Below are 21,350 nucleotides of genomic sequence, written 5' to 3'. Positions count from 1 at the left end.
TGTCCACCACGGCGGTGGACGAGCCTCGGCGAGGAGTCCCGTGTGAAGATCGGCGTCCCCACGGAAGTCAAGAACCACGAGTACCGGGTCGCGCTGACGCCCGTCGGTGCCCACGAGCTGACCGAGCGCGGGCACGAGGTGCTCGTCCAGGCCGGCGCGGGCCTGGGCTCGCAGATCCCGGACGAGGAGTTCGTCGCCGCAGGTGCCCGGGTCGTCGACACCGCGACCGCGGCCGACGACGTGTGGGGCGAGGCCGACCTGGTGCTCAAGGTCAAGGAGCCCCGGCCCGAGGAGTACTCCCGGATGCGCGAGGGGCTGACGCTGTTCACCTTCCTGCACCTGGCCGCCGACGCCACGCTGACCCGGGAGCTGGTGGACCGCCGGGTGACCGGCATCGCCTACGAGACCGTGCAGCTGCCCTCCGGGGCGCTGCCCCTGCTCTACCCGATGTCGGAGGTCGCCGGCTGCCTGGCCCCGCAGGTCGGGGCGCACGCGCTCATGCGCGCGCACGGCGGTCGAGGCGTGCTCATGGGCGGCGTGGGCGGGGTCGCCAACGCCAGGGTCGTCATCATCGGCGCCGGCGTCGCCGGGCAGAACGCCGCCAACATCGCGCTCGGGATGGGTGCCGACGTCACCCTGCTCGACACCGACCTGGACAAGCTGCGCATGTCCTTCTGGCGCTACAACAACCGGGTGCACGGCCTGGCGTCGTCGCGGCTGGCGATCCAGCAGCAGGTGATGGAGGCCGACCTCGTCATCGGCGCGGTGCTGGTGCCCGGGGCGCGGGCGCCCAAGCTGGTGAGCAACGACCTCGTCGCCCGGATGAAGCCCGGCTCGGTCCTGGTCGACATCGCCGTCGACCAGGGCGGCTGCTTCGAGGACTCGCGGCCGACCACCCACGCGGAACCGACCTACGAGGTGCACGGCTCGACGTTCTACTGCGTCTCCAACATGCCCGGCGCCGTCCCCAACACCTCGACCTACGCCCTGACCAACGCGACCCTGCCCTACGTCACGGCGCTCGCCGACAAGGGGTGGCAGCAGGCCTGCCGCGACGACCGGAGCCTGGCCCTGGGCCTCAACACGCACGCCGGGCAGCTGACCAACGGCCCGGTCGGGGAGGCGGTCGGCCTGGGGTCGGTCACCGTCGAGTCGGTGCTCGGCCGGTGACCCTGGCCGGTCAGCCCCGCCGCGGCGTCGGGGTGAAGGCGACCGGGTAGCGGATGGCGCCGGTGTTGCCGGACACCGGCAGCCACTCGCCCGGTCCGTCGGCGCGGGCGTCCGGCATGCGTGCGGCGAGGACCGGCAGCGCCACGGCCATGTCCATGCGCGCGACCCAGTGGCCCAGGCAGTGGTGCACGCCGCCGCCGAAGCCCATGTGCGCGGGGTGCTCGACCGTGATGTCGAAGGAGGGGTCCGGCTGGGCCCGGGGGTCGGTCCCGGCGGCGTGGGAGAGCACCTGCACGATGTCGCCCTCGCGGAGCTCGAGACCGTCGCCCAGGTCGACGTCCTCGAGCGCCTCGCGGGTGATCCAGGTGACCGTCGGGTTGACCCGCATGACCTCCTCGACCGCGTTGCGGCCCAGGTCGGGCCGCTGCGCCAGCAGCCGCCACTGGTCGGGGGAGGCGAGCAGGGTCTGCACGGCCAGGCCGATCTGGTTGCGGGTGGTCTCCATGCCGGCGAAGACGAGGAAGACCAGCGCCACCGACAGCTCCTCGGCGGACAGGCGCCCCTCCTGCTGGGAGCGCACGAGGTCGGAGACGAGGTCGTCGCGCGGGGCGGCGGTGCGGTCGCGGACGACCTCGTCGCAGTAGCCGTAGAGCCCCTCCAGCGCCCGCTCGATCCGCGGCAGGTCCTCCTTGACCCGCACCCCGAAGCTCTTGCCGAGGTCGTCGGCCCAGTGCGCGACCTGTGCCCACTCGCCCTCGGGCAGGCCGATGAGCCGGCACAGCACGCGGGAGGCGTAGGGCTCGGCGAACTCGCCGATCAGCTCGACCGTCCCGCGCTCGCTGAAGGCGTCCACCAGCTCGTGCGCCAGCTCGGTGAAGCCCGGCACCATCGGCGTGACGGCCCCCTGCTTGAAGGCCGGGTTGAGCAGCCGGCGCAGGCGCAGGTGGTCGGCACCCTCGAGCGAGAGCAGCACCTTCTGCCACCAGTCGCTGAACATCCCGGAGGTGATGCCGTTCTGCGCCGGCCACCGCGCGTTGCCCTGCCGGAAGCGTCGGTCCTTGAGCAGGGCGGTCACCTCGGCGTGACGCAGCACCGCGTAGCCGTAGCTGGTGCGGGCCCAGAAGGACTCCTCGCGCGCCCGGCGCACCTCGGCCGAGGTCACGTCGAAGGCGGGGTCGGCGAGGTCGAGGAAGCGGGTGCCGGTCTGCATGACCAGATGCTAGGAGGGCAGGTATGCCGCGGGGGCGGTGGGTGCACCCCACCGGCCCCGCGGCCACGTCATACCCGCTCAGGAGCGGGCGGAGATCACCGTGCCGGAGTAGGTCTCCTCGATGAACTGCGCGACCTCCTCGGAGGCGAGCAGCTCGGCCAGGGTGGCGACCCGGGGGTCGGTCTCGTCGCCCGCGCGGACCACGAGCAGGTTGGCGTAGGGGTTGCCCTCCGGCGACTCCGCCGCGATGGCGTCCTCGGCCGGCGACAGGTCGGCCTCGATGGCGTAGTTGCCGTTGATCACGGCGGCGTCGACGTCGGGCAGGCTGCGCGGCAGCTGGGCGGCCTCGATCTCGACGAACTCGAGGTCGCGGGGGTTCTCCTCCACGTCCAGGACGGTGGCGGAGGCCTCGCCGGTGTCGGCCAGGGTGATCAGGCCCTGGTCGGCGAGCAGCTGGAGCGCGCGGGCGCCGTTGGTCGGGTCGTTGGGGATGGCGACCTGGGCGCCGTCGGCGATCTCCTCGACGGAGCCGACGGAGTCGGAGTAGAGGCCCAGCGGCTCGAGGTGCACCGGGGCGACGGCCTCGAAGTCGTAGCCCGCCGCGGCCTCCTGCTCGGCGAGGTAGGGCTCGTGCTGGAAGTAGTTGGCGTCGAGCGAGCCGTCCGCGAGCGCGACGTTGGGCTGGACGTAGTCGGTGAACTCGACGAGCTCGATGTCGATGCCCGCGTCGGCGGCGAGCTCCTCGTCGACGAACTCCAGGATCTCGGCGTGGGGGACGGGGGAGACGCCGACCTTGAGCGGGCCGCTCCCGGCGGCGGAGGAGGAGTCGGCCTCGGCGTCGCCGCCGCAGGCGGTGAGCACGAGCGCGCCGGAGGCGAGGAGGGCGGTGAGGGCAAGGGTGTTGCGCACGGTGATGTGTCCTTCGTGTGTTCGGTAGACGGTGAGAGGTCAGAAGGCGGCGACGACCGCGCCGTCGTAGGTCTCGTCGATGTAGGCGCGGACCTCCTCGGAGGTGAGCAGCTCCAGCAGCTGCTGCAGGCGCGGGTCCTCCTCCTCGCCGGCGCGGACGACGAGCTGGTTGGCGTAGGTCGTGTCGCTGGTGTCCTCGGCGACGAGCGCGTCCTCCTGGGGCGACAGGTCGGCGTCGAGGGCGTAGTTGCCGGGCACCGCGGCCACGTCGACGTCACCGAGGCTGCGCGGCAGCTGGGCGGCCTCGACCTCCTCGAACTGCAGGTCCTTGACGTTGTCGGTGATGTCGAGCAGCGTCGGCACGGCGGCCTCGGGGTCCTCCAGGACGATCAGGCCCTCCTGCGCCAGCAGCTTGAGCCCGCGCGAGCCGTTGACCGGGTCGTTGGGGATGGCGACGGTCGCGCCCGGGGGCAGGTCGGCGAGGTCGTCCGCCGTCTGCGAGTACAGACCCATCGGCTGGAAGCTGATGGTCGCCAGCCCGGTGAAGTCGTAGCCCGCCTGCTCCTCCTGGTCGGCCAGGAAGACACCGTGCTGGTAGTAGTTGGCGTCCACGTCACCCTGGTCGAGCGCGGCGTTGGGCTGGACGTAGTCGGTGAACTCGACGATCTCGAGGTCCAGGCCGGCGTCGGCGGCGAGCTCCTCGTCGACGAACTGCAGGATGTCGGCGTGGGGGACCGGCGTGACGGCGACCCGCAGCGGGCCGGACGTGTCGTCGGAGCCGGCACCGGAGGAGCTGCCGCAGGCGGTGAGCGCCAGCGTGGCGGCGAGCGCGGTGGAGGCCAGGGTCAGGGGGCGGGGGGCGGGGAAGAAGGACATGACGGTGCCTTTCGAGGGCGGGGGGAGGACAGGGGAGGTATGCGGTGCGATGCGGTGCGTGCTCAGCGGTGCGCGAGCCGGCGGGCCAGGCGGTCGCCGGCCGACTGCAGCAGCTGCACCATGACCAGCAGCACGACCACGGTGGCGACGGTCACCGCCGTGTCGAAGCGCTGGTAGCCGTAGCGGATCGCGAAGTCGCCCAGACCGCCGCCGCCGATGGCACCGGCCATCGCGGAGTAGGAGATGAGTGCGATGAGGGTGACGGTCGCCGCGGCGACCAGGCCCGGTCGGGCCTCGGGCAGCAGCACCGTGCGCACGATCTGCCGGGTGCTGGCACCCATGGCGCGGGCGGCCTCGACCTTGCCGGGGTGGACCTCGCGCAGCGAGGCCTCGACCAGCCGGGCGAGGAAGGGCACGGCGGCGATGGTCAGCGGCACGATGGTGGCCGTCGAGCCGATCGTGGTGCCGGTGACGAGCCGGGTGACCGGCGCGACCAGCACGAGCAGCACGATGAAGGGCACCGAGCGGCCCATGTTGACGAACGCCCCGACGACGCCGTTGACGACCCGCTGGGGCTTCAGCCCGTCGGGTGCGGTGAGCAGCAGCAGCACACCCAGCGGGATGCCGAGCCCGACGGCGAGCACCATCGAGACCGAGACCATGTAGCCGGTCTCGACGGTCGCCTGCCACAGGGCAGGTCCGATGCGGTCCCAGTCGATCATCAGGCCACCGCCTCCTCGAGCGCGCGCAGCGCCCGGTCGTCGAGATCGTGCGTGTCCTCGCTGCCGGGGTCGCGCCCGCCGGGATCGGCCGCGGCGAGGAACTCCAGGGCCGGTCGCACCTGCTCCGGGGCGCCGTCGAGGCGCAGCTGCAGCCGCCCGAAGCGCTGGTCGCCCAGCGTCTCGACCGAGCCCGCCACCACGGCGACCTGCACGTCATACCTGCGGATCAGCTCGGTGAGCACCGCGTCGTGGCCGGCGCCGCCGACGGTGACCTCGACGACCGGCTCGCCCACGGGCGCCTGCGGGTGCGGCAGCAGCCGGGTGGCCAGGGGCGAGAGCGGCCGGCGCACGACGTCGGAGAGGGCGCCGGCGTCGACCACGCGGCCGGCCTCGAGCAGCGTGACGTGGTCGCAGGCGCGCTTGACCACGTCCATCTCGTGGGTGATCAGGACCGTGGTGAGGTCGAGCTCGTCGGTGAGGTCGCGCAGCAGGGTGAGCACGGACGCGGTGGAGACCGGGTCGAGTGCCGAGGTGGCCTCGTCGCAGAGCAGCACCCGGGGTCGGGGGGCCAGGGCGCGGGCGATCGCCACCCGCTGGCGCTGGCCACCGGAGAGCTGGGCGGGGTGGGACCCGAGCTTGTCGCCGAGGCCGACCCGCTGCAGCAGCTCGGTGGCCCGGGCACGGCGCTCGGCGCGCCCGACGCCGGCGAGCTCCAGCGGCAGCTCGACGTTGGCCAGCGCGGTGCGTGAGTCCAGCAGGTTGAACTGCTGGAAGATCATGCCGATCCCGCGCCGCGCGCTGTTGAGCTGCCCGGCGCTCAGGGCCGTGAGCTCGACCCCGTCGACCGTGACGGTCCCCCTGGTCGGGCGCTCGAGCAGGTTGACGATGCGCGCGAGGGTGGACTTGCCGGAGCCGGAGGGGCCGACGACGCCCATGACCTGGCCGCGCTCGACGGTCAGGCTGACGTCGTCGAGGGCGGTGACGGCCGGCCGCCGGCGGGTGCCGGGGAAGGTCTTGCCGATGTTCGTGAGGGTGATCACGTGAGGTTCCTTCGCAGGGGAGCAGCCGGCGCCGGCGCGCGAGCAGGGCTCGGCGGCGCCGGAGCACCGGGCGGGGTGGTGTCGAGGGTGCGGGTGCCTGTGCGCCGGAGGGGCGCAGAGCACGCGGGGCTGGAGGGAGGGACGCTCCGGGCGGCGACGGTCAGTGGCGCATGCCCGCGGGAACACCGGTGACCCGGGTCCCTGGCGTCATGCGCATTCGTCGGCCGGTCATGGCGTCCTCTCACCTGCAGCGGGGGCTTGGTTGCGTTGTCAACCATAGGTGCCGGCGGCGGCAGGCTCCAAACGGACAGTCGAACGATCCGCCGCTCGTCCGGGTGTGCGGCACGCCACGACCGAAGGCCCTACGCAGAGCAGACAGTGTCGCCGGCGTTCCTTCGTCCGGTGCGCCTGCGGATGGACTGCTTCGCCAGCCGCGGCCGGAGCGCGGTGTGACGCACCTCATACCCGCACCGATCCTGCGGGCGGGATCGAGCCTGGGCCATGATGGCGAGCATGGGCCCGGCCCGCACGCCTGCCTACGAGGCCGCGGTGCGCTCCGCGAGGGAGTCGTACGCCGCGCTGCCCCCGGGTGCGCCGGTGCGGCTGGCGAAGCGGACGTCGAACCTCTTCCGCCGGCGCGACCAGACCGACGCACCGCGACTCGACCTCGGGGCCTGCGCCGGGGTCTTCGACCTCGACGCCGCCGCCGGGCGCGCCCTCGTCGGCGGACTGACCACCTACGAGCAGCTGGTCGACGAGCTGCTGCCGCACGGCTGCGTGCCGCTGGTCGTCCCGCAGCTGCGCACGATCACGATCGGCGGCGCCGTCGTCGGCCTGGGCATCGAGTCGACCTCCTTCCGCAGCGGGCTCCCGCACGAGTCGGTCGTGGAGATGGACGTGCTGACCGGGTCCGGCGAGGTGGTGACCGCGACCCCGGACGGCGAGCACGCGGACCTCTTCCGGGCCATGCCCAACTCCTACGGATCGCTCGGCTACGTCCTGGGGCTCGTGGTGGAGCTGGAGCGGGCCGGTCCGTGGGTGCTCCTCGAGCACCACCGCTTCACCGACCTCGACGCCCTGGTGGGCACGGTGCGCGCGGTGATGGACACGCGGGAGCACGACGGTCGCCCCGTCGACTTCCTGGACGGGGTGGTCTTCTCCGCGGACGAGGCCTACCTGACGCTCGGGCGCTGGTCGGCGTCCACCGGGGGGACGGCACCCAGCGACTACACGGGCGCCGAGCCCTACTACCGCTCGATCCAGCACCGCCGCCGCGACGTGCTGAGCGCGCACGACTACCTGTGGCGCTGGGACACCGACTGGTTCTGGTGCTCGCGGGCGTTCGGCGCCCAGCAGCCGCTGGTGCGTGCGCTGTGGCCGCGCCGGCTCCTGCGCAGCGACGTCTACTGGCGGATCATGGCCTTCGAGCAGCGCCGCGGCTGGTATGCCGCGCTGCAGCGCCGGCGGGGACGGCCGCCGCAGGAGCGCGTGGTCCAGGACGTCGAGATCCCGCTGCACCGGACCGCGGACTTCCTGCGCTGGTTCCTGCGGGAGGTCCCGATCGAGCCGGTGTGGCTGTGCCCGGTCCGGCTGCGCGCGACCGGGGTGGCGCCCGGCGCGTCCTCCCCCTGGCCGCTCTACCCGATGCGGGCCGGGGAGGACTACGTCAACGTCGGCTTCTGGTCGGCCGTCGACATCCCCCCGGGCGGGCGCTACGGCGACACCAACCGCGCGGTGGAGGAGAAGGTGGGCGCGCTGGGTGGGCACAAGGGCCTGTACTCCGAGGCCTTCTACGACGAGGCGACGTTCCGCGACCTCTACGGCGGGGAGCAGCTGGACACGGCGAGGGCCCGCTACGACCCCGGTGGGCGCCTGCCCACCCTGTACGAGAAGACGGTGAGGTCGAGATGACGGCACGCAGCGTGGCGCAGACCGTCCACCACGTGCTCGGGGAGCCGACGACCGTGGGGGTCGTGGCCCACGACGGGTCGACGGCGGGCAACCTCGACGGGCGGGTCATGCGGCTGCACACCCCGCGGGCGATCGGCTACATCGCGAGCCATCCCGGGCAGGTCGGCTTCGCCCGCGCCTACCTGCAGGGGGACCTGTCGATCGACGGGATGGACGAGGCCTACCCCTACGAGGAGCTGCGGCTCATGGACGGCTTCGACGTGCGGCTGCCCCCGCTGCGCGAGCTGCCCGACCTGGTGCGGGTCGTGCGCGAGTCCGGGGTCAGCCTCACCGCGCTGCCGCCGCTGCCGGAGCTGGAGACCCCGAGCGAGGTGCGCAGGCTGGCGCACGGCATCCGGCACGGGCGCCGCCGCGACGCCGAGGCGATCCGGCACCACTACGACGTGTCCAACCGCTTCTACGAGATGCTGCTGGGCCCCTCGATGACCTACACCTGCGCGGTCTACCCGCGGCCGGACGCCACCCTCGAGGAGGCGCAGGAGGCCAAGTACGAGCTGGTCTGCCGCAAGCTCGGCCTGCGCCCGGGGATGCGGCTGCTCGACGTGGGGTGCGGCTGGGGCGGCATGGTGCGGCACGCCGTCCGGCACCACGGCGTCACCGCGCTGGGGGTCACCCTCTCCCGTGCCCAGGCGACCTGGGCGCAGGAGCGGATCGCGGCCGAGGGGCTGGGGGGCGCCGAGGTCCGGCACGCCGACTACCGCGACGTGACCGAGCGGGGGTTCGACGCCGTCTCCTCCATCGGGCTGACCGAGCACATCGGGGTGCGCCGCTACCGCTCCTACTTCACCTTCCTGCGCGACCGGCTCCGGGACGGCGGCCGGCTGCTGAACCACTGCATCACCTGGCGCAGCCCCGACCACGTGCCGATGCGCCGCGGCGACTTCGTGGCGCGCTACGTCTTCCCCGACGGCGAGCTCGCCGCCTCGGGCCGCATCGTCACCGAGATGGAGCGGGTCGGCCTCGAGGTGCAGCACCACGAGAACCTGCGCCAGCACTACGCCCGCACCTGCGCCGCCTGGTGCGAGAACCTCTCGGCCTCCTGGCAGGAGTGCGTCGCCGAGGCAGGCCTGCCCACCGCCCGGGTCTGGGGCCTCTACCTGGCCGGGTCACGCCTCAACTTCGAGCGCGGCTCCATCCAGCTGCACCAGGTGCTGGCGACGCGGACCAGCGCGGAGGGAGAGTCCGGCTACCCCCTGCGGCCGGACTTCGGCTGAGGGTGCCCGCGTCGCTGCCCGGCGCGCGGCACCGGCGGCTAGGGTGAGGGGCGATGGATGGGTATCTCGTCGTCGCGGCCGTCGTCCTGGCCGGTGTGGCCCTCGTGGCCGCCGCCATGGGCGCGCGGCGCCTGCTCGCGCCCTCCGACCCCGTGGCCGGCAAGCTGACGACCTACGAGTCCGGGGTCGACCCGGTCGGCGAGGGCTGGCAGCAGGGCAGCGTGCGCTACCTCGTCTTCACCCTGCTCTACGTCATCTTCGCCGTCGACGCCGTCTACCTCTTCCCCTGGGCGCTGGTCGTGCGCACCGACCTCGGCGTGGCCTCCCTGGTCGAGATGGCCATCTTCATCGGCGTGCTGGTCGTGGCGCTGCTGCACGTGTGGCGCCGCGGCCTGCTGAGGTGGTGGTGAGGTGAGCAGCCCGCACGAGCAGCGTCATACCCCGGGGGCGACCACCTTGCCGGCGCCCCGCGTCGGTGCCCCGGTGGAGCGGGCGCCGCGGGCCGTGCAGGTCGTCCTCAACTGGGGCCGCAAGTACTCCCTGTGGGTGTTCAACTTCGGACTGGCCTGCTGCGCCATCGAGTTCATCAGCGCCTCGATGGCCCGGCACGACTTCATCCGACTCGGGGTCATCCCCTTCGCCCCCGGGCCGCGGCAGTCTGACCTGATGGTGGTCTCGGGCACGGTGACCGACAAGATGGCCCCGGCGATCCGGCGCCTCTACGAGCAGATGCCCGAGCCCAAGTACGTCATCTCCTTCGGCGCCTGCTCCAACTCCGGTGGCCCCTACTGGGACTCCTACTCGGTGACCAAGGGCGTCGACCAGCTCATCCCCGTCGACGTCTATGTGCCGGGCTGCCCGCCGCGCCCGGAGGCGCTGCTCGCGGGCATCGTGCGGCTGCAGGAGCAGATCGCCGCCGAGACGCCCGGACGGGCCCGGGCGCGGCACGGGTCGAGGTGTGCCGACCGGCCGGTGTCGGCGGGGGAGGTCACCCGGGGACTGGTGGCGCCACCCGGCTGAGAGCCTCCTCCCCGGCCTCAGGCCGCGAGCGTGCCCGCGAAGATCTGCCAGGCGAGGGCGGACTTGGCCGTCAGGCTCAGCGTGATGTAGAGCCGTTCGCCGAGCAGGTAGTCGCGGAACCGGCCGACGGGACGGTACTGGAGCCACTGCACGAGGGCGAAGACGTTGAAGAAGAGGAACAGCGAGACGATGATCCCGTAGACGAAGCCGGGCGGCTCGGCGCCGGACGTCGACCCCGGGGCCACGGTGTAGACCACGATGCCCACCCAGGGGACGGCTCCCGCGAGGCAGCCGAAGACGAACGGCAGCCAGCCGCCGTCCCCCGGCCGGTGGTAGCGCTCCTGGAGCCAGCCGAAGAGGATCATGGAGGCGTTGACGCCGAAGAGTCCCAGCAGCGCGACCACGTCGGAGATGCCGACCAGCTGGGCGATGAGCACGATCATCAACGAGCTCGACAGCGAGTACTCCACCCAGCGGAAGTAGTTGTGGCCCCGACGCAGGCCGGCGCGGTAGCGCGCGAAGGATGGCGGGGAGGCGACGAGGGCGTGGAAGAACGCCGACAGCGCCAGGAAGGCCGCGACCGCCAGGGGGATCGACACGTCCCACAGCGTCACCGGCTCGCCCGGCGGGCTGCCGGGCGGCCCCGCGAGATAGCTGCCGGTGACCGGCAGCGTGAAGTCGGTCGCGAGCGCCACCACCGCCACGGCCTGCGCCGCGTGCACCACGGCCGCCACGACGTTGTAGCGACGCAGGCCGGTGAACCGGGCGTCGTCGGTCCGGGTGCTGTCCACGGCGCTCCCTCGGTGGGGTGGTCACGGGGGCTGCCGCACCCGTGGGTCTGAAGCCTAGGCCCTCACCGCCGGCCCGACGGGTCCGGCGCGTCGTAGGCTGACGGCATGAGCGTGCCCAGCGTCGAGGAGCGTCGCGTCGAGCCGGGGGAGTGGGTCGCTGCGGTGCGCGCGGCGCGCGGGGAGGGTTACGGCTACTTCGACTGGCTCTCCGCCGTGGACGAGACCGACAGCACCGACGAGCACGGGGCGGGACTGGAGGTCGTCTGCCACCTGATGGACGTGCGTCACGGCCCGCGGACCCCCGTGCGCCGGCTGCTGCTGCGCACCCGGGTGCCGGAGGGTCGGTCGCTGGGGTCGGTCACCGGCGTCTTCGCCGGCGCCGGCTGGCACGAGCGGGAGACGCACGAGATGTTCGGGCTCCGGCTCGAGGGCTTCGACGACGGCACGGGTCTGGGGCTGCGCCCGCTGCTCCTGCCGGAGGGCTTCGAGGGCACGCCCCTGCGCAAGTCCTTCCAGCTGGCCTCCCGTGCCTCCAAGGCCTGGCCCGGCGCCAAGGAGCCGGGCGAGGGCGAGGGGTCGGCCACCAGGCGGGCTCCGTCACGCCGCCGTCTGCTGCCCCCGGGGGTCCCCGACCCGTCGTGGGGGCCGCGATGAACGCCGGCCGGCCCCGGATCGAGGCGACGTCGGTGTCCATCAGCACCGACCGTCCGCGCGAGCTCGCCCGGTTCTACGCCGAGCTGCTCGGGGTGGAGGTCGCCGACGAGGAGGGTCCGCGGGAGGGCGAGCCGCCCGAGGCCGGCTGGGCCCAGCTGCGCCCCGCCGAGGGGCGGCTGCGGATGACCGTCAACCTGGAGTGGGACCCCTCCTTCGAGGCCCCGACCTGGCCCAGCACGCCGGGGACGCAGCAGCCCCAGGCCCACCTCGACCTGTGGGTCGACGACCTCGACCAGGCGGAGGCGTGGGCCGTCGAGCTCGGCGCGCGGCGGCACGGTGTCCAGCCCCAGGACGGGGTGCGGGTCATGCTGGACCCGCACGGCCACCCCTTCTGCTTCTTCACCTCCTGAGCAGGGCACCGCGCGCTGCCCGGGCAGCGGGCGGCGGACGTCCGCGTCTCAGGGGTGGCGGACGGTGACGTCGCCCAGGCCCGTGCGCGCCTTCACGCTCAGGTAGGGCTGGCCCTCCGCCGGTGCCCCGACCGGCTCGACGTCCTTGCGGACCGAGCCCAGACCCGCGTTGAGGTCGAGCCAGACCGGCTCGCCCCGCGGGACGAGGACCGTCACGTCACCGGCCCCCGTGCGGCACTCGCAGCCGCCCGAGAGCAGCTCGAGCCGCACGTCGCCGGCGCCCGTCACCGCAGACACGGCGCCACCGCTGCTGGCGAGCACGGTGACGTCGCCCGCGCCGGTGCGGGCGTGCAGCGCTCCCTCGGAGCTGTCGACGGTGACGCCGCCCGTGCCGGTCGTGGCCGTCCCGCCGGTGCACGCGCCGACCCGGACGTCCCCGGCGCCCGTGGAGCACTCGAGCCGCAGGCAGCGCTCGACGCGGACGGAGCCCGCGCCGGTCCGGACCCTGGCGTCGCCGGCGGTGCCCTCCACCCTGACGTCGCCGAACTTCGTGGACAGGTCGTCGGGGGTACCCGACGGGACCTCCACCTCGACGGCGACGGCCACGCCGGCTCCCCCGATGGTGATCGGGCCCAGCCGGAAGCCGCCCCCGTCGCCGGCGGTGTCGAGGTGCGGCACGTCGACGACGAGCGTGCCGTTCTCGACCGAGACGGTCGCCGCGGCCAGGTCGACGTCGGCCCGGGGCGTCAGCAGAACGCGTGCCGCGCCCCCGTGCTCGCCGGGGGCGCCGTCGACCGGTGCGGGGCGGTGCGTCACGGTGACGTCGCCCCGGTGGTTGCGGACGCGGACGGCGGTGACACCGCTCAGCTCGTGGGTGGTGGGGACGATCTCGGTGGTCATGGTCGCTCTCTCCTGTCGGGTGGGTCGGTCTGGTGCGGATGCCGGGACGGGCGGTGCGGGGGCGCGGGGCCGGTCAGGCCCAGCCGGTGTGTCGGCGGGAGCCGGGCACGGACGCCCGCGCCCGGCGGCCGTCGGTCGTGGCGCGGCGGACGGCCTGGACCAGCCAGGTGTTGAGCGACTGCTCGGCCCGCTCGGCGAGCTCCTCGGCCCGGGTCTTGAGCTGCTCGGGCAGGCGCAGGGTGATGCGGACGGTGCCGCCGGGGTCGACGCCGGACCGGTCCTCGGGTCCGGCGGGTGGAGCCGCCGGGTCGTGCTGCCCGTCGCCACCGTGCGTCTCCAGGGCCGCGGTGCGCGTCACGGTCACCAGCGGCTCGTGCCCGGCGATCGTCACGGTGACGACCGCGTCGTCGAGCTGGGTGTTGATCTGTGCCGCCGTGTCGGAGACCGCCCGGACCAGCGCCATCCGGAGACCCGGCTCGATGGCGGACGCGAGCCGGTGGGCGAGGTCGCGGGTGGAGTCGTCGGCCAGCGCGGTCGCCCGGTCGAGGTCGGCGGCCACGGCGTCGAGGTAGGGGTGCAGATCCATGACGTCACTATGACACCACTGTGACGTCATACGCAAGAGACGGCCGGAACGGGCCGGGCGCGGCGCGGGGGGAGCGGCGGGTCGTCGTCCTTGGTTAGTGTGGCGATGATGCTGACCGAGCTTCCCCTCCTCGTGGAGGTCGTGCTGAAGGCCGCGGTGGTCCTCGCGGTCTTCCTCACCATGCCCTTGGCGCTCGGTCAGCTGGAGCACAAGCTCATGGGGCACATGCAGGGTCGGCTCGGCCCGATGGAGGCAGGTCCGCACGGGATCCTCCAGCTGGTCGCCGACGGCATCAAGTTCGTCCAGAAGGAGGACGTCACCCCGACGGCCGCCGACCGGCCCGTCTTCCGGCTCGCCCCCGCGGTGGCGCTCGTGCCCTACCTCGTCGCGCTCGCGGCCATCCCCTTCAGCGCCGCGTGGGTGGCGGCGGACGTGCCCGCCTCCCTGCTCCTCGTGCTCGCGGCCACCAGCGTCGGTGTCATCGGCACGTTGATGGCCGGCTGGGGCAGCGGCAACAAGTACTCCCTCATCGGCGGCATGCGGGCCGGTGCCCAGCTGGTCTCCTACGAGCTGCCGATGGTGCTGTCCGCGGCCTCGGTCGCCATGGCGGCCGGGACTCTGTCCCTCACGGGCATCGTGCAGGCGTGGTCGTGGTGGTGGCTGCTGTGGCAGGCGCCGGCGGCCGCCGTGTTCCTCGTGGCGAGCGTGGCCGAGCTGCAGCGCACGCCCTTCGACGCCCCGATCGCCGACGCCGAGATCGTCTTCGGCCCGCTCACCGAGTACACCGGGCTGCGGTTCGCCTTCTTCCTCCTGGCCGAGTACGCCGGGATGGTGGTCATGGCGCTGCTGTTCACCGTGCTCTTCCTCGGCGGCTGGCGCGGCCCGTGGGGCGACGTGGGCGCCGTCGGCGCGCTGTGGACCGTGATCAAGGCCACTGCCGTAGGGTCGCTGTTCCTGTGGTTCCGCGTCGCGTGGCCGCGCGTGCGCGAGGACCAGCTGCAGCGCCTGGCGTGGCTGGTGCTGCTTCCCGTCGCGCTGCTCCAGCTCGCGATCACCGGTGTAGGAGTGGTGGTGATGTCATGAAGGGCCTGTTCACCGGTCTGCGGACGACGGCCAAGGTGCTCGCCCGCGGCGCGCACACGCAGCAGTACCCGCACGAGCAGCCCGAGCTGCCGGAGCGTTCCCGCGGGGTGATCGCGCTGCTGGAGGAGAACTGCACCTCCTGCATGCTGTGCGCCCGCGAGTGCCCGGACTGGTGCATCTACATCGACTCCCACAAGGAGACCGTGCCGCCGGAGACCGAGGGAGGGCGCGCCCGGCAGAAGAACGTCCTCGACCGCTTCGAGATCGACTACTCGCTGTGCATGTACTGCGGCATCTGCATCGAGGTGTGCCCCTTCGACGCGCTCTTCTGGGCCCCCGACTTCGCCTACGCCGAGGGCGACATCCGCAACCTGCTGCACGACAAGGAGCGGCTGGGCACCTGGATGGAGCGGGTGCCCGAGTCGGCCTGGCCCGAGGGCTACCAGGGGTATGCCGTCAGGCGGGGGGCTCCGTCCCCCGACCACCCCCCGAGGACGGCCGAGACGCGGGAACCCGTCGACGTCGGACCCGAGGCGCCGAAGCCGCAGGTGGGGCAGGAGTGAGCGGACTCGACGTGCTGTTCCTCGCCGTCGGCCTGCTCACCGCGGGCTCGGCGCTGCTCGCCGTGCTCTCCCGGCAGGTCCTCCACGCGGCACTGTGGCTGGTGGTGACCCTGGCCGGGCTGGCCGGCTGCTACCTCGTGCTGGGGGCCGAGCTCGTGGGCCTGGTGCAGCTGCTCGTCTACGTCGGCGCGGTGGTCGTGCTCATCCTCTTCGCCCTCATGCTGACCCGCAGCGGTGGCGTGCCGGTGGTCACCGGCCGCGGGCAGCGGGGCGGGGCGGCCCTCGTCGGTGCGGGCACCACGATCCTGCTCGGCGGCACGCTGGTCGCCGGCAGCGGCTGGCGCGCGGTCGAGGTGGCCGGCCCGACGAACACCGAGGTGGCCGAGGGTGTCCTGGGCGTCTACGTCTGGCCCTTCGAGCTGCTCTCGGCGCTCCTGCTCCTGGCCCTGGTCGCGGCTGTCGCGATCGCCCGCGCGCCCGTCGGTGGGCAGGACGACGCGAGCCACCGGCCCGGGCCGGCGCCCCGCGCCCTGGCGGCGCAGGGGGAGGACGCATGATCCGGCCCGCGCTGCCCTACCTGCTGGTGGCGGTCCTGGCCGGGCTCGGCGTCTACGGGATCCTCGCCCGCCGGCACGCCGTGCTCGTCCTCGTCGGCGTCGAGCTCCTCCTGGGGGCCGCCGGGCTCCTGCTGGTCACCGTCGGCCAGACCGGGGGCGGGGACGCGCACGCGAGCGCCCAGGTCCTCACGCTGTTCGTCATCACCATCGCCGCCGCGGAGGTCGTCGTCGCACTGGCCGTCGTCCTCGCCCTCTACCGCGCGAGGGGCCACCTCGACCTCGCCGCCGACCTCGACCCGCGCGGCCGGCCCGACGCCTCCGTGCCCGGGCCCGGCCACCTGCCCGACGGGGAGGCCGCGCGGTGAGCGTCGTCGACCTGCCCGACCTGCCCGACCTCGACTGGTCCGACCTGCAGCTGCCGCCCCCGCCCGACCTGCCGACGATCGACATACCCGGCCTGTCCGTGCCCGACTTCTGGGGCTCGCCCATGCAGTGGGTGGTCCTGGTCCCGGCGCTCGCCGCGCTGGCGGGCATCACCCTGAGCGTGCGCTCCAACCGGCTGGCCGCGTGGATCGCCGTCGGCGGCGGGCTCCTGACGTTCGCCTCCGCCGTGTGGCAGCTGCGCGTGGTGGCGGCGGTCGACGGACGGCACTCCTCCGGCTCGGTCGGGGCGCTGCCGTTCGGCGAGCTGGACGTGCCCCTCGGGCTGGCGACCTCCTGGCCGCTGGCCCTGGTCGCGGTGACGGTGGCCGCCGTCGCGCTCATCGTGCAGGTCTACGCGCGCTGGTACCTCTGGTACGACCCGCGCTACCCCGTCTTCGCCGCCACCGTGTCGGTGTTCACCGCGGCGATGCTGCTCACGGTGCATGCCGACGACGTCCTGCTGATCATCGTGGGCTGGGAGGTGATGGGTTGGTGCTCCTACCTGCTCATCGGCCACCACTCGGCCAAGGCCTCCGCCCGGCGCGCGGCCACCAAGGCGCTGGTGGTGACGCGCACGGCCGACATCGGCTTCGTCCTCGGCATGCTCCTGCTGGCCGCGGGAGCGGGCACGACCTCGGTCGCGGCGATCGTCGACCACTGGTGGGCGGCCGGTGCGGGCCCGGGCCTGACGGTGGCCCTCGTGCTGGTCATCGTCGGGGTGGCCGGCAAGTCCGCCCTCTTTCCCTTCCAGGACTGGCTCCCCGACGCCATGGAGGGCCCCACGCCCGCCTCGGCCCTGATCCACGCGGCGACCATGGTGGCCGCCGGCACCGTCGTGCTGACCCACCTCTTCGAGATCCTCACGCTCTCGGGCACCGCTCGGCTGGTGCTGGCCGTCCTGGCCACCGTCACGATGCTGGGTGCCGCCGCGATGGCCTTCGCCCAGGCGGACCTGAAGCGTCTGCTCGCCTGGTCGACGGTGAGCCAGGTGGCCCTGATGCTGGCCGCGCTGGCGGCCGCGACCCCGCAGACGGGGCCGGACGCCGCCGCGCAGCACCTCATCGCCCACGCGTGGTTCAAGGCGCTGCTCTTCCTGGCCGCCGGCTGGCTCGCCGTCCTCGTCGGCGGCACCGCGATGAACGCCGTCGCCTCGGGCACCCGGCGCTACCGGGTGCTGCGGCGCCGTTTCGCCTGGGGACTGCTGGCCCTGGCCGGTGTGCCGCCCTTCGTCGGGTTCTTCTCCAAGGAGCTGATCCTGGGCACCGCCGAGACCGCGGCGGTGGGCAACGGCGGGCTGGCCTCGGTCATCGTGCTGTCGGCGGTCGGGGCCTCCGCCCCGCTCACCGCCGCCTACTGCATGCGGGCCTGGCTGGTCCTGGACCGGCCCACGGAGCGCGAGCAGCACGCCGCGGCCTTCGACTCAGGACCGGTGGAGCGCATCGACGACTTCTTCGACGAGCCCCAGGTCGTCCACGAGGCCGAGGGGCTGGAGCGTGCCGAGGCGGCGATCAGCAGCTCGGCCCGCCTCGGGACGACCCTGCTGGCCCTGATGACCGTCCTCGGCAGCCTCGTCATGCTCCTGCCCGTCTGGCGCAACGACGTCCACCTCGACCTGCAGCTGCTCGTCGCGACGCTGCTGCTGATGGTCGTCGCCGCCCTGGCCGTGGCGCTGGCGGCCCGCGGGGTGCGCACCCGGGACGCCGCCGCGCGCGTGCCCGCCCGGGTCAGCCTGGCGGCCGAGCGCGGTCTCGGCTTCGACTACGCCTACCGGCTGCTCGTGGCCACCCCGGTGGTGGCCCTGGCACGGGGCGTGACCTGGTTCGACCGCGAGGTGCTGGACGCCTGGGTCCGTGGTGCCGGGGCCGGCTCCCGCCTCGCCGGGCGTGCCGGTGAGCTGCTGACCCCCCGCCGTGCCACGCCCGCGCTGGCGCTCGTGCTCGGTGGGGTCCTGGTCCTGGCCGCCCTGGGGGTGGTGAGCCGGTGACCGGCTCCCTGCGCGACGCCGGCGCCCAGGCGGTGGACCTCGTCCCCGACCTGGGCCCCGCCTGGATCGTGCTGGCCCTCGCGCCGCTGCTGCTGGCTGCGGTGGTGCTCCTCACCGCCGGGCGGTGGCCCACGGCCCCCGGTCACCGCAGCATCCGGCTGCTGTCGGTGACCGCGGCGCTCGCCTCCGCCGTCGGCGTCGCCGGCGCCGCGCTGCACCGGCCGGAGGTCGCCGAGCCCTGGATCCCCGGCCTGGGTGTCTGGCTGCGGCTGGGCGCGGACGGCCTCAGCGTCCCGCTGCTGCTGCTCACCTCGGTGGTGGGGGTCGTCGCGGTCGCACTGCACCTGCACGTGCCGGAGCGGCACCGGGCGGCCCCGCCGGGGGAGGAGGGGCTGGAGACCACCTCCCCCATCCCGGTGCTGCGCAGCACCGACGTGCCGGGCCTGGCGACCTACCACGCCTGCCTGCTGCTGGTCGTCCTCGGTGCGCTCGTGGCCTTCCTGGCCGGCGACGCCATCCTCTTCTTCGTCGGCTTCGAGCTGGTGCTGGTGCCGATGTGGGTGCTCGTCGCCCGCTACGGCGACCCCGGCAGCGACCGGGACGGCGCCGCCGTGCGCTTCCTCATGGTCACGGTCGTCGGCTCGACGCTCATGCTGGTGGGCCTGCTCGCCGTCGCCACCGCGACCGGCACCACCGACCTGTCGGTATGGGCCTCGCTGCGGGGGGAGGGCATCGACCGTCCCACCCAGATCGCGGTCGCGGCCGTCCTGCTGGCCGGCCTGGCGCTCAAGGTGCCCGTCTTCCCGCTCCACACCTGGCTCCCCTGGGTGCACGCGACGGCGCCGACCGCGGGGTCGGTGCTGCTGGCGGCCGTCCTGCTCAAGCTCGGCACCTACGGGATGGTGCGACTGGTGATGCCTGTCGTCCCTGAGGGGTTCGCGTTCTGGGCGCCGCTGCTGGGCGGACTGGCCGTGGCCGGCATCCTGTGGGCCTCCCTGGCCTGCCTGGTCGAGCGCGACCTCAAGCGGCTCATCGCCTGGTCCTCGATCGCCCACCTGGGCTTCGTCGTCCTCGGCCTGGCGACGGGCACGCAGACGGGGCTGCAGGCCGCGCTCTTCGGCAACGTCGCGCACGGGCTCATCTCGGCCCTGCTGTTCGTGGTCGTCGGCGGGCTCAAGCACCGGTGGGGCAGCGCCGACCTCGCCGTCGCCCGCGCCGCGCTGCGCGAGGCCACCCCCTCCCTCGGTGCCGCGCTCGTCCTCGGCATGGCGGCCTCGATGGGGCTGCCCGGGCTCGCGGGCTTCTGGGGCGAGGTGGGTGCCATCTACGCCGCCTGGTCCCCGGCCGAGGACCGCCCCGGCGGCTGGTTCGGTCTGTATGCGGTGCTCGCGGCCGTCGGCGGCGCGCTCACCGTGGCCTACAGCGCCCGGGTGCTGCGCGAGGTGTGGTCCGGTGACCGGCTGGAGCCGCGCATTCCCGACGCCGTGCGCACCGAGCGCTACGCGCTGCGTCTGCTCGGCGCGCTCATCCTCGTCCTGGGCGTCCTGCCGGTGCTGCTGCTGACCGTCACCGCCCCCGTGACCGCGGCGGTGATCGGCCGATGACCCTCCAGCTCAACCTCGTCGCGACGCTGCCGGTGCTCGCCCCGCTGCTGGCCGCGGTCCTCGTGCTGCTCCTGGACGCAGCCGTCCCCGGCCACCGCTGGCCGCACCTGCTCGTCGCGGGCGCCGGGCTCGCCGCGGGCGCCGCGGGAGCGGTCCCCGGGCTGCTGCAGACGACCGGGGACGCGCGGGCAGCGTTCTGCCTGCCGTCCGGGGAGTGTCTCTACGCCGCCGACCGGCTCACCTCGACCCTGCAGCTCGCCGGCCTGCTGGCCGCCGGCGTGGTGCTCGTGCTGGCGTGGCGCGACTGGAGCGCGCCCTCGGCCACCGGCAGGGCGGCGGTCGTCGCCGCCCTGGTGCTCGGGGCCACCGGCGGCGTGGTCGCCGTGCCCGCGGCGCAGGACCTCGGCAGCCTGCTCGTCGCGCTCGAGCTGGCCACCCTGCCCACCGTCGGCCTCGTGGTGCTGACCGACGACGCATGGTCGGGAGAGCGCCGCGCCCGCGCGGTGGAGGGCGCCACCGCGCTGCTGATGACCTCGCTGGTCTCCTTCGGGCTGGTGGCGCTGGGCGCCGCCCTCTGGGTCGCCGCCACCGGCACGGCACTGCTGGAGCTGCCGACCTCGCGCGACCCCGCGCTGCTGCTGCTGGCGTCGGTGTTCGTCCTCGCCGGCCTGGCGTTCAAGCTCTCGGCCGTGCCCTTCCACGCCTGGACACCCGTAACCTACACGGCCGCCTCCCTGCCGGTCACGGCCTACCTGTCCACGGTCTCCAAGGTTGCGGCCCTGGGGGCCGTGGTGGTCCTGGTGCGGGCGCTCGGCGCGGTGGACGGGACCACCCTGCTCGCCCTGGCGCTGCTGGCCGCGCTGTCGATGACCGTCGGCAACCTCGTGGCGCTCGTCCAGACCGACACGGTGCGCCTGCTCGCCTGGTCGACCGTCGCGCAGGCCGGCTGGGTGCTCCTGCCGCTGGCCTCGCTGTCGTCCCGGGCGGTGCACGCGGCAGGGTCCTACCTCGTGGTCTACGTCCTCGGCACGCTGCTGGCCTTCACCGTCGTGGTCGCCGTGGCCGACGCGCACGGTGCCGGCGCTAGCCGGTCCGGGTCGGCCCTCGCCGGCACCTCGCTTGAGGCCCACCGGGGCCTGCTGCGCAGCCACCCCCTGCTCGCGCTCCCGCTGGCGCTGGCCCTGCTGACCCTGGCCGGCCTGCCACCCGCCGTCGTCGGGCTCGTGGCCAAGGTGGTCGCGCTGCGTCCGGTGGCGGGCGACGGCACCTGGTGGCTGGCTGTCGTCGCGGCGGTCAACGTGGCGCTGGGCATCGCCGTCTACCTGCGCTGGCTGTCCCGGCTGCTGGCCCAGGCCCCGCCCGTGCCGTCCTCGCTGCGGCAGACCGCGCCTGCGCGGGCAGCGTCGGTCGGCGCGGGGCGTGCACCCGACGAGACCGACGAGCCCGGGGAGAGCGGGGAGCCCGGGGAGAGCGGGGAGCCCGGGGAGGACCTCCGGGCCGGTGCGCCCGAGGGGCCGCCCGAGCGTGGACCCCGCACCCCCGTCCGGGTCTGGGCCCTCGTGGCGGTGCTGACGCTGCTCGTCGTGGTCTGGAGCATCGCCCCGGTCGGCGTGGTCTGAGCCGTGGGCGGGCCACCGTCCGGCGCCGCCCGGAACAACCGCAC

22 protein-coding genes are annotated in these 21,350 nt (G+C 74.0%); 14 read left to right on the top strand and 8 right to left on the bottom strand.

Features of this window, described 5'->3' with window-relative positions; genetic code table 11:
* Positions 1–42 precede the first annotated feature (42 nt).
* On the top strand, positions 43–1,170 hold the full coding sequence (gene ald / locus K330_RS0100505; protein WP_022919900.1) for an alanine dehydrogenase: 1,128 nt from the start codon (positions 43–45) through the stop codon (positions 1,168–1,170).
* 10 nt (positions 1,171–1,180) lie between these two features.
* On the opposite strand, the gene K330_RS0100500 is transcribed toward ald, so the two are convergent.
* The 5 genes from K330_RS0100500 to K330_RS18125 all read right to left on the bottom strand — a co-directional run bounded on the left by K330_RS0100500 (position 1,181) and on the right by K330_RS18125 (position 5,927).
* Positions 1,181–2,380: a cytochrome P450 gene (locus K330_RS0100500; RefSeq protein WP_022919899.1), complete on the bottom strand. Its 1,200-nt coding sequence runs from the start codon at positions 2,378–2,380 to the stop codon at positions 1,181–1,183.
* A 78-nt stretch (positions 2,381–2,458) separates the two neighbouring features.
* Positions 2,459–3,289, bottom strand: a complete 831-nt coding sequence (locus K330_RS0100495) for a MetQ/NlpA family ABC transporter substrate-binding protein (RefSeq protein ID WP_022919898.1) — start codon at positions 3,287–3,289, stop codon at positions 2,459–2,461.
* Between the two features lie 39 nt (positions 3,290–3,328).
* On the bottom strand, positions 3,329–4,165 hold the full coding sequence (locus K330_RS0100490; RefSeq protein ID WP_022919897.1) for a MetQ/NlpA family ABC transporter substrate-binding protein: 837 nt from the start codon (positions 4,163–4,165) through the stop codon (positions 3,329–3,331).
* A 62-nt stretch (positions 4,166–4,227) separates the two neighbouring features.
* Positions 4,228–4,887 carry a methionine ABC transporter permease gene (locus K330_RS0100485; protein ID WP_022919896.1) on the bottom strand — a complete coding sequence of 220 codons (660 nt, stop codon included), beginning with the start codon at positions 4,885–4,887 and terminating at the stop codon, positions 4,228–4,230.
* Positions 4,887–5,927, bottom strand: coding sequence for a methionine ABC transporter ATP-binding protein (locus K330_RS18125; protein ID WP_022919895.1), 1,041 nt, complete (start codon positions 5,925–5,927; stop codon positions 4,887–4,889). The genes K330_RS0100485 and K330_RS18125 overlap by 1 nt, the downstream gene beginning before the upstream one ends.
* A 513-nt stretch (positions 5,928–6,440) precedes the next feature.
* Between K330_RS18125 and K330_RS0100475 the strand changes: the two genes are divergently transcribed.
* The 4 genes from K330_RS0100475 to K330_RS0100460 are packed head-to-tail and all read left to right on the top strand — an operon-like array spanning position 6,441 to position 10,132.
* Complete coding sequence (locus K330_RS0100475; RefSeq protein WP_022919894.1) at positions 6,441–7,838, top strand: FAD-binding oxidoreductase; 1,398 nt, start codon at positions 6,441–6,443, stop codon at positions 7,836–7,838.
* Complete coding sequence (locus K330_RS0100470; protein ID WP_022919893.1) at positions 7,835–9,112, top strand: class I SAM-dependent methyltransferase; 1,278 nt, start codon at positions 7,835–7,837, stop codon at positions 9,110–9,112. Before K330_RS0100475 ends, K330_RS0100470 begins: the two co-directional genes overlap by 4 nt.
* Before the next feature lie 53 nt (positions 9,113–9,165).
* Positions 9,166–9,522 (top strand): NADH-quinone oxidoreductase subunit A, encoded by a 357-nt coding sequence (locus K330_RS0100465; protein WP_022919892.1) that lies wholly within the window; start codon positions 9,166–9,168, stop codon positions 9,520–9,522.
* 1 nt (position 9,523) lies between these two features.
* Complete coding sequence (locus K330_RS0100460) at positions 9,524–10,132, top strand: NADH-quinone oxidoreductase subunit B (RefSeq protein ID WP_022919891.1); 609 nt, start codon at positions 9,524–9,526, stop codon at positions 10,130–10,132.
* A 17-nt stretch (positions 10,133–10,149) separates the two neighbouring features.
* Here the strand turns inward: K330_RS0100460 and heR are convergent, their stop codons facing one another.
* Positions 10,150–10,923 carry a heliorhodopsin HeR gene (gene heR, locus K330_RS0100455; RefSeq protein WP_022919890.1) on the bottom strand — a complete coding sequence of 258 codons (774 nt, stop codon included), beginning with the start codon at positions 10,921–10,923 and terminating at the stop codon, positions 10,150–10,152.
* A gap of 105 nt (positions 10,924–11,028) precedes the next feature.
* On the opposite strand from heR, the gene K330_RS0100450 reads away from it, so the two are divergent.
* Positions 11,029–11,577, top strand: a complete 549-nt coding sequence (locus K330_RS0100450; RefSeq protein WP_022919889.1) for an NADH-quinone oxidoreductase subunit C — start codon at positions 11,029–11,031, stop codon at positions 11,575–11,577.
* Complete coding sequence (locus tag K330_RS0100445; protein WP_029202155.1) at positions 11,574–11,987, top strand: VOC family protein; 414 nt, start codon at positions 11,574–11,576, stop codon at positions 11,985–11,987. The genes K330_RS0100450 and K330_RS0100445 overlap by 4 nt, the downstream gene beginning before the upstream one ends.
* A gap of 48 nt (positions 11,988–12,035) precedes the next feature.
* Here the strand turns inward: K330_RS0100445 and K330_RS22300 are convergent, their stop codons facing one another.
* Positions 12,036–12,887 (bottom strand): DUF4097 family beta strand repeat-containing protein, encoded by an 852-nt coding sequence (locus K330_RS22300; RefSeq protein WP_022919887.1) that lies wholly within the window; start codon positions 12,885–12,887, stop codon positions 12,036–12,038.
* A 73-nt stretch (positions 12,888–12,960) separates the two neighbouring features.
* Positions 12,961–13,473, bottom strand: a complete 513-nt coding sequence (locus tag K330_RS18115; protein WP_051145400.1) for a toxin-antitoxin system HicB family antitoxin — start codon at positions 13,471–13,473, stop codon at positions 12,961–12,963.
* Between the two features lie 108 nt (positions 13,474–13,581).
* Between K330_RS18115 and nuoH the strand changes: the two genes are divergently transcribed.
* From nuoH to K330_RS22295, 7 genes are read left to right on the top strand one after another with little or no spacing between them, the layout of a single operon-like run.
* On the top strand, positions 13,582–14,556 hold the full coding sequence (nuoH, locus tag K330_RS0100430) for an NADH-quinone oxidoreductase subunit NuoH (protein WP_029202154.1): 975 nt from the start codon (positions 13,582–13,584) through the stop codon (positions 14,554–14,556).
* The gene (locus K330_RS18110) at positions 14,553–15,119 is read left to right on the top strand and encodes a NuoI/complex I 23 kDa subunit family protein (protein WP_022919884.1); all 567 of its coding nucleotides are present in this window, start codon (positions 14,553–14,555) and stop codon (positions 15,117–15,119) included. Before nuoH ends, K330_RS18110 begins: the two co-directional genes overlap by 4 nt.
* Entirely contained in the window at positions 15,116–15,676 is a 561-nt protein-coding gene (locus K330_RS0100420; protein ID WP_022919883.1) for an NADH-quinone oxidoreductase subunit J family protein, read from the top strand. The genes K330_RS18110 and K330_RS0100420 overlap by 4 nt, the downstream gene beginning before the upstream one ends.
* Positions 15,673–16,041: an NADH-quinone oxidoreductase subunit NuoK gene (nuoK, locus tag K330_RS18105; RefSeq protein ID WP_022919882.1), complete on the top strand. Its 369-nt coding sequence runs from the start codon at positions 15,673–15,675 to the stop codon at positions 16,039–16,041. Before K330_RS0100420 ends, nuoK begins: the two co-directional genes overlap by 4 nt.
* Positions 16,038–18,083 (top strand): NADH-quinone oxidoreductase subunit 5 family protein, encoded by a 2,046-nt coding sequence (locus K330_RS0100410; protein ID WP_022919881.1) that lies wholly within the window; start codon positions 16,038–16,040, stop codon positions 18,081–18,083. Before nuoK ends, K330_RS0100410 begins: the two co-directional genes overlap by 4 nt.
* Positions 18,080–19,687 (top strand): complex I subunit 4 family protein, encoded by a 1,608-nt coding sequence (locus K330_RS0100405; RefSeq protein WP_022919880.1) that lies wholly within the window; start codon positions 18,080–18,082, stop codon positions 19,685–19,687. The genes K330_RS0100410 and K330_RS0100405 overlap by 4 nt, the downstream gene beginning before the upstream one ends.
* The gene (locus tag K330_RS22295; protein WP_022919879.1) at positions 19,684–21,306 is read left to right on the top strand and encodes an NADH-quinone oxidoreductase subunit N; all 1,623 of its coding nucleotides are present in this window, start codon (positions 19,684–19,686) and stop codon (positions 21,304–21,306) included. Before K330_RS0100405 ends, K330_RS22295 begins: the two co-directional genes overlap by 4 nt.
* The last annotated feature ends 44 nt before the right edge of the window (positions 21,307–21,350 follow it).

Source organism: Ornithinimicrobium pekingense DSM 21552 (assembly GCF_000421185.1).
In the GTDB taxonomy this organism is placed as follows: Bacteria; Actinomycetota; Actinomycetes; order Actinomycetales; family Dermatophilaceae; genus Ornithinicoccus; species Ornithinicoccus pekingensis.
The sequence above is the reverse complement of the archived record's forward strand: the minus strand, read 5'-3'. Positions and strand labels throughout refer to the sequence as shown.

Excerpts from the sequence above, each read along its gene's own strand:
- nuoH (WP_029202154.1), top strand. The coding sequence starts at position 13,582 with ATGCTGACCGAGCTTCCCCTCCTCGTGGAGGTCGTGCTGAAGGCCGCG.
- K330_RS0100485 (WP_022919896.1), bottom strand. The coding sequence starts at position 4,887 with ATGATCGACTGGGACCGCATCGGACCTGCCCTGTGGCAGGCGACCGTC.
- K330_RS0100445 (WP_029202155.1), top strand. The coding sequence starts at position 11,574 with ATGAACGCCGGCCGGCCCCGGATCGAGGCGACGTCGGTGTCCATCAGC.
- K330_RS0100475 (WP_022919894.1), top strand. The coding sequence starts at position 6,441 with ATGGGCCCGGCCCGCACGCCTGCCTACGAGGCCGCGGTGCGCTCCGCG.
- K330_RS0100490 (WP_022919897.1), bottom strand. The coding sequence starts at position 4,165 with ATGTCCTTCTTCCCCGCCCCCCGCCCCCTGACCCTGGCCTCCACCGCG.
- K330_RS0100500 (WP_022919899.1), bottom strand. The coding sequence starts at position 2,380 with ATGCAGACCGGCACCCGCTTCCTCGACCTCGCCGACCCCGCCTTCGAC.
- K330_RS22300 (WP_022919887.1), bottom strand. The coding sequence starts at position 12,887 with ATGACCACCGAGATCGTCCCCACCACCCACGAGCTGAGCGGTGTCACC.
- K330_RS0100470 (WP_022919893.1), top strand. The coding sequence starts at position 7,835 with ATGACGGCACGCAGCGTGGCGCAGACCGTCCACCACGTGCTCGGGGAG.
- K330_RS0100465 (WP_022919892.1), top strand. The coding sequence starts at position 9,166 with ATGGATGGGTATCTCGTCGTCGCGGCCGTCGTCCTGGCCGGTGTGGCC.
- K330_RS18110 (WP_022919884.1), top strand. The coding sequence starts at position 14,553 with ATGAAGGGCCTGTTCACCGGTCTGCGGACGACGGCCAAGGTGCTCGCC.
- nuoK (WP_022919882.1), top strand. The coding sequence starts at position 15,673 with ATGATCCGGCCCGCGCTGCCCTACCTGCTGGTGGCGGTCCTGGCCGGG.
- K330_RS18115 (WP_051145400.1), bottom strand. The coding sequence starts at position 13,473 with ATGGATCTGCACCCCTACCTCGACGCCGTGGCCGCCGACCTCGACCGG.
- K330_RS22295 (WP_022919879.1), top strand. The coding sequence starts at position 19,684 with ATGACCCTCCAGCTCAACCTCGTCGCGACGCTGCCGGTGCTCGCCCCG.
- K330_RS0100450 (WP_022919889.1), top strand. The coding sequence starts at position 11,029 with ATGAGCGTGCCCAGCGTCGAGGAGCGTCGCGTCGAGCCGGGGGAGTGG.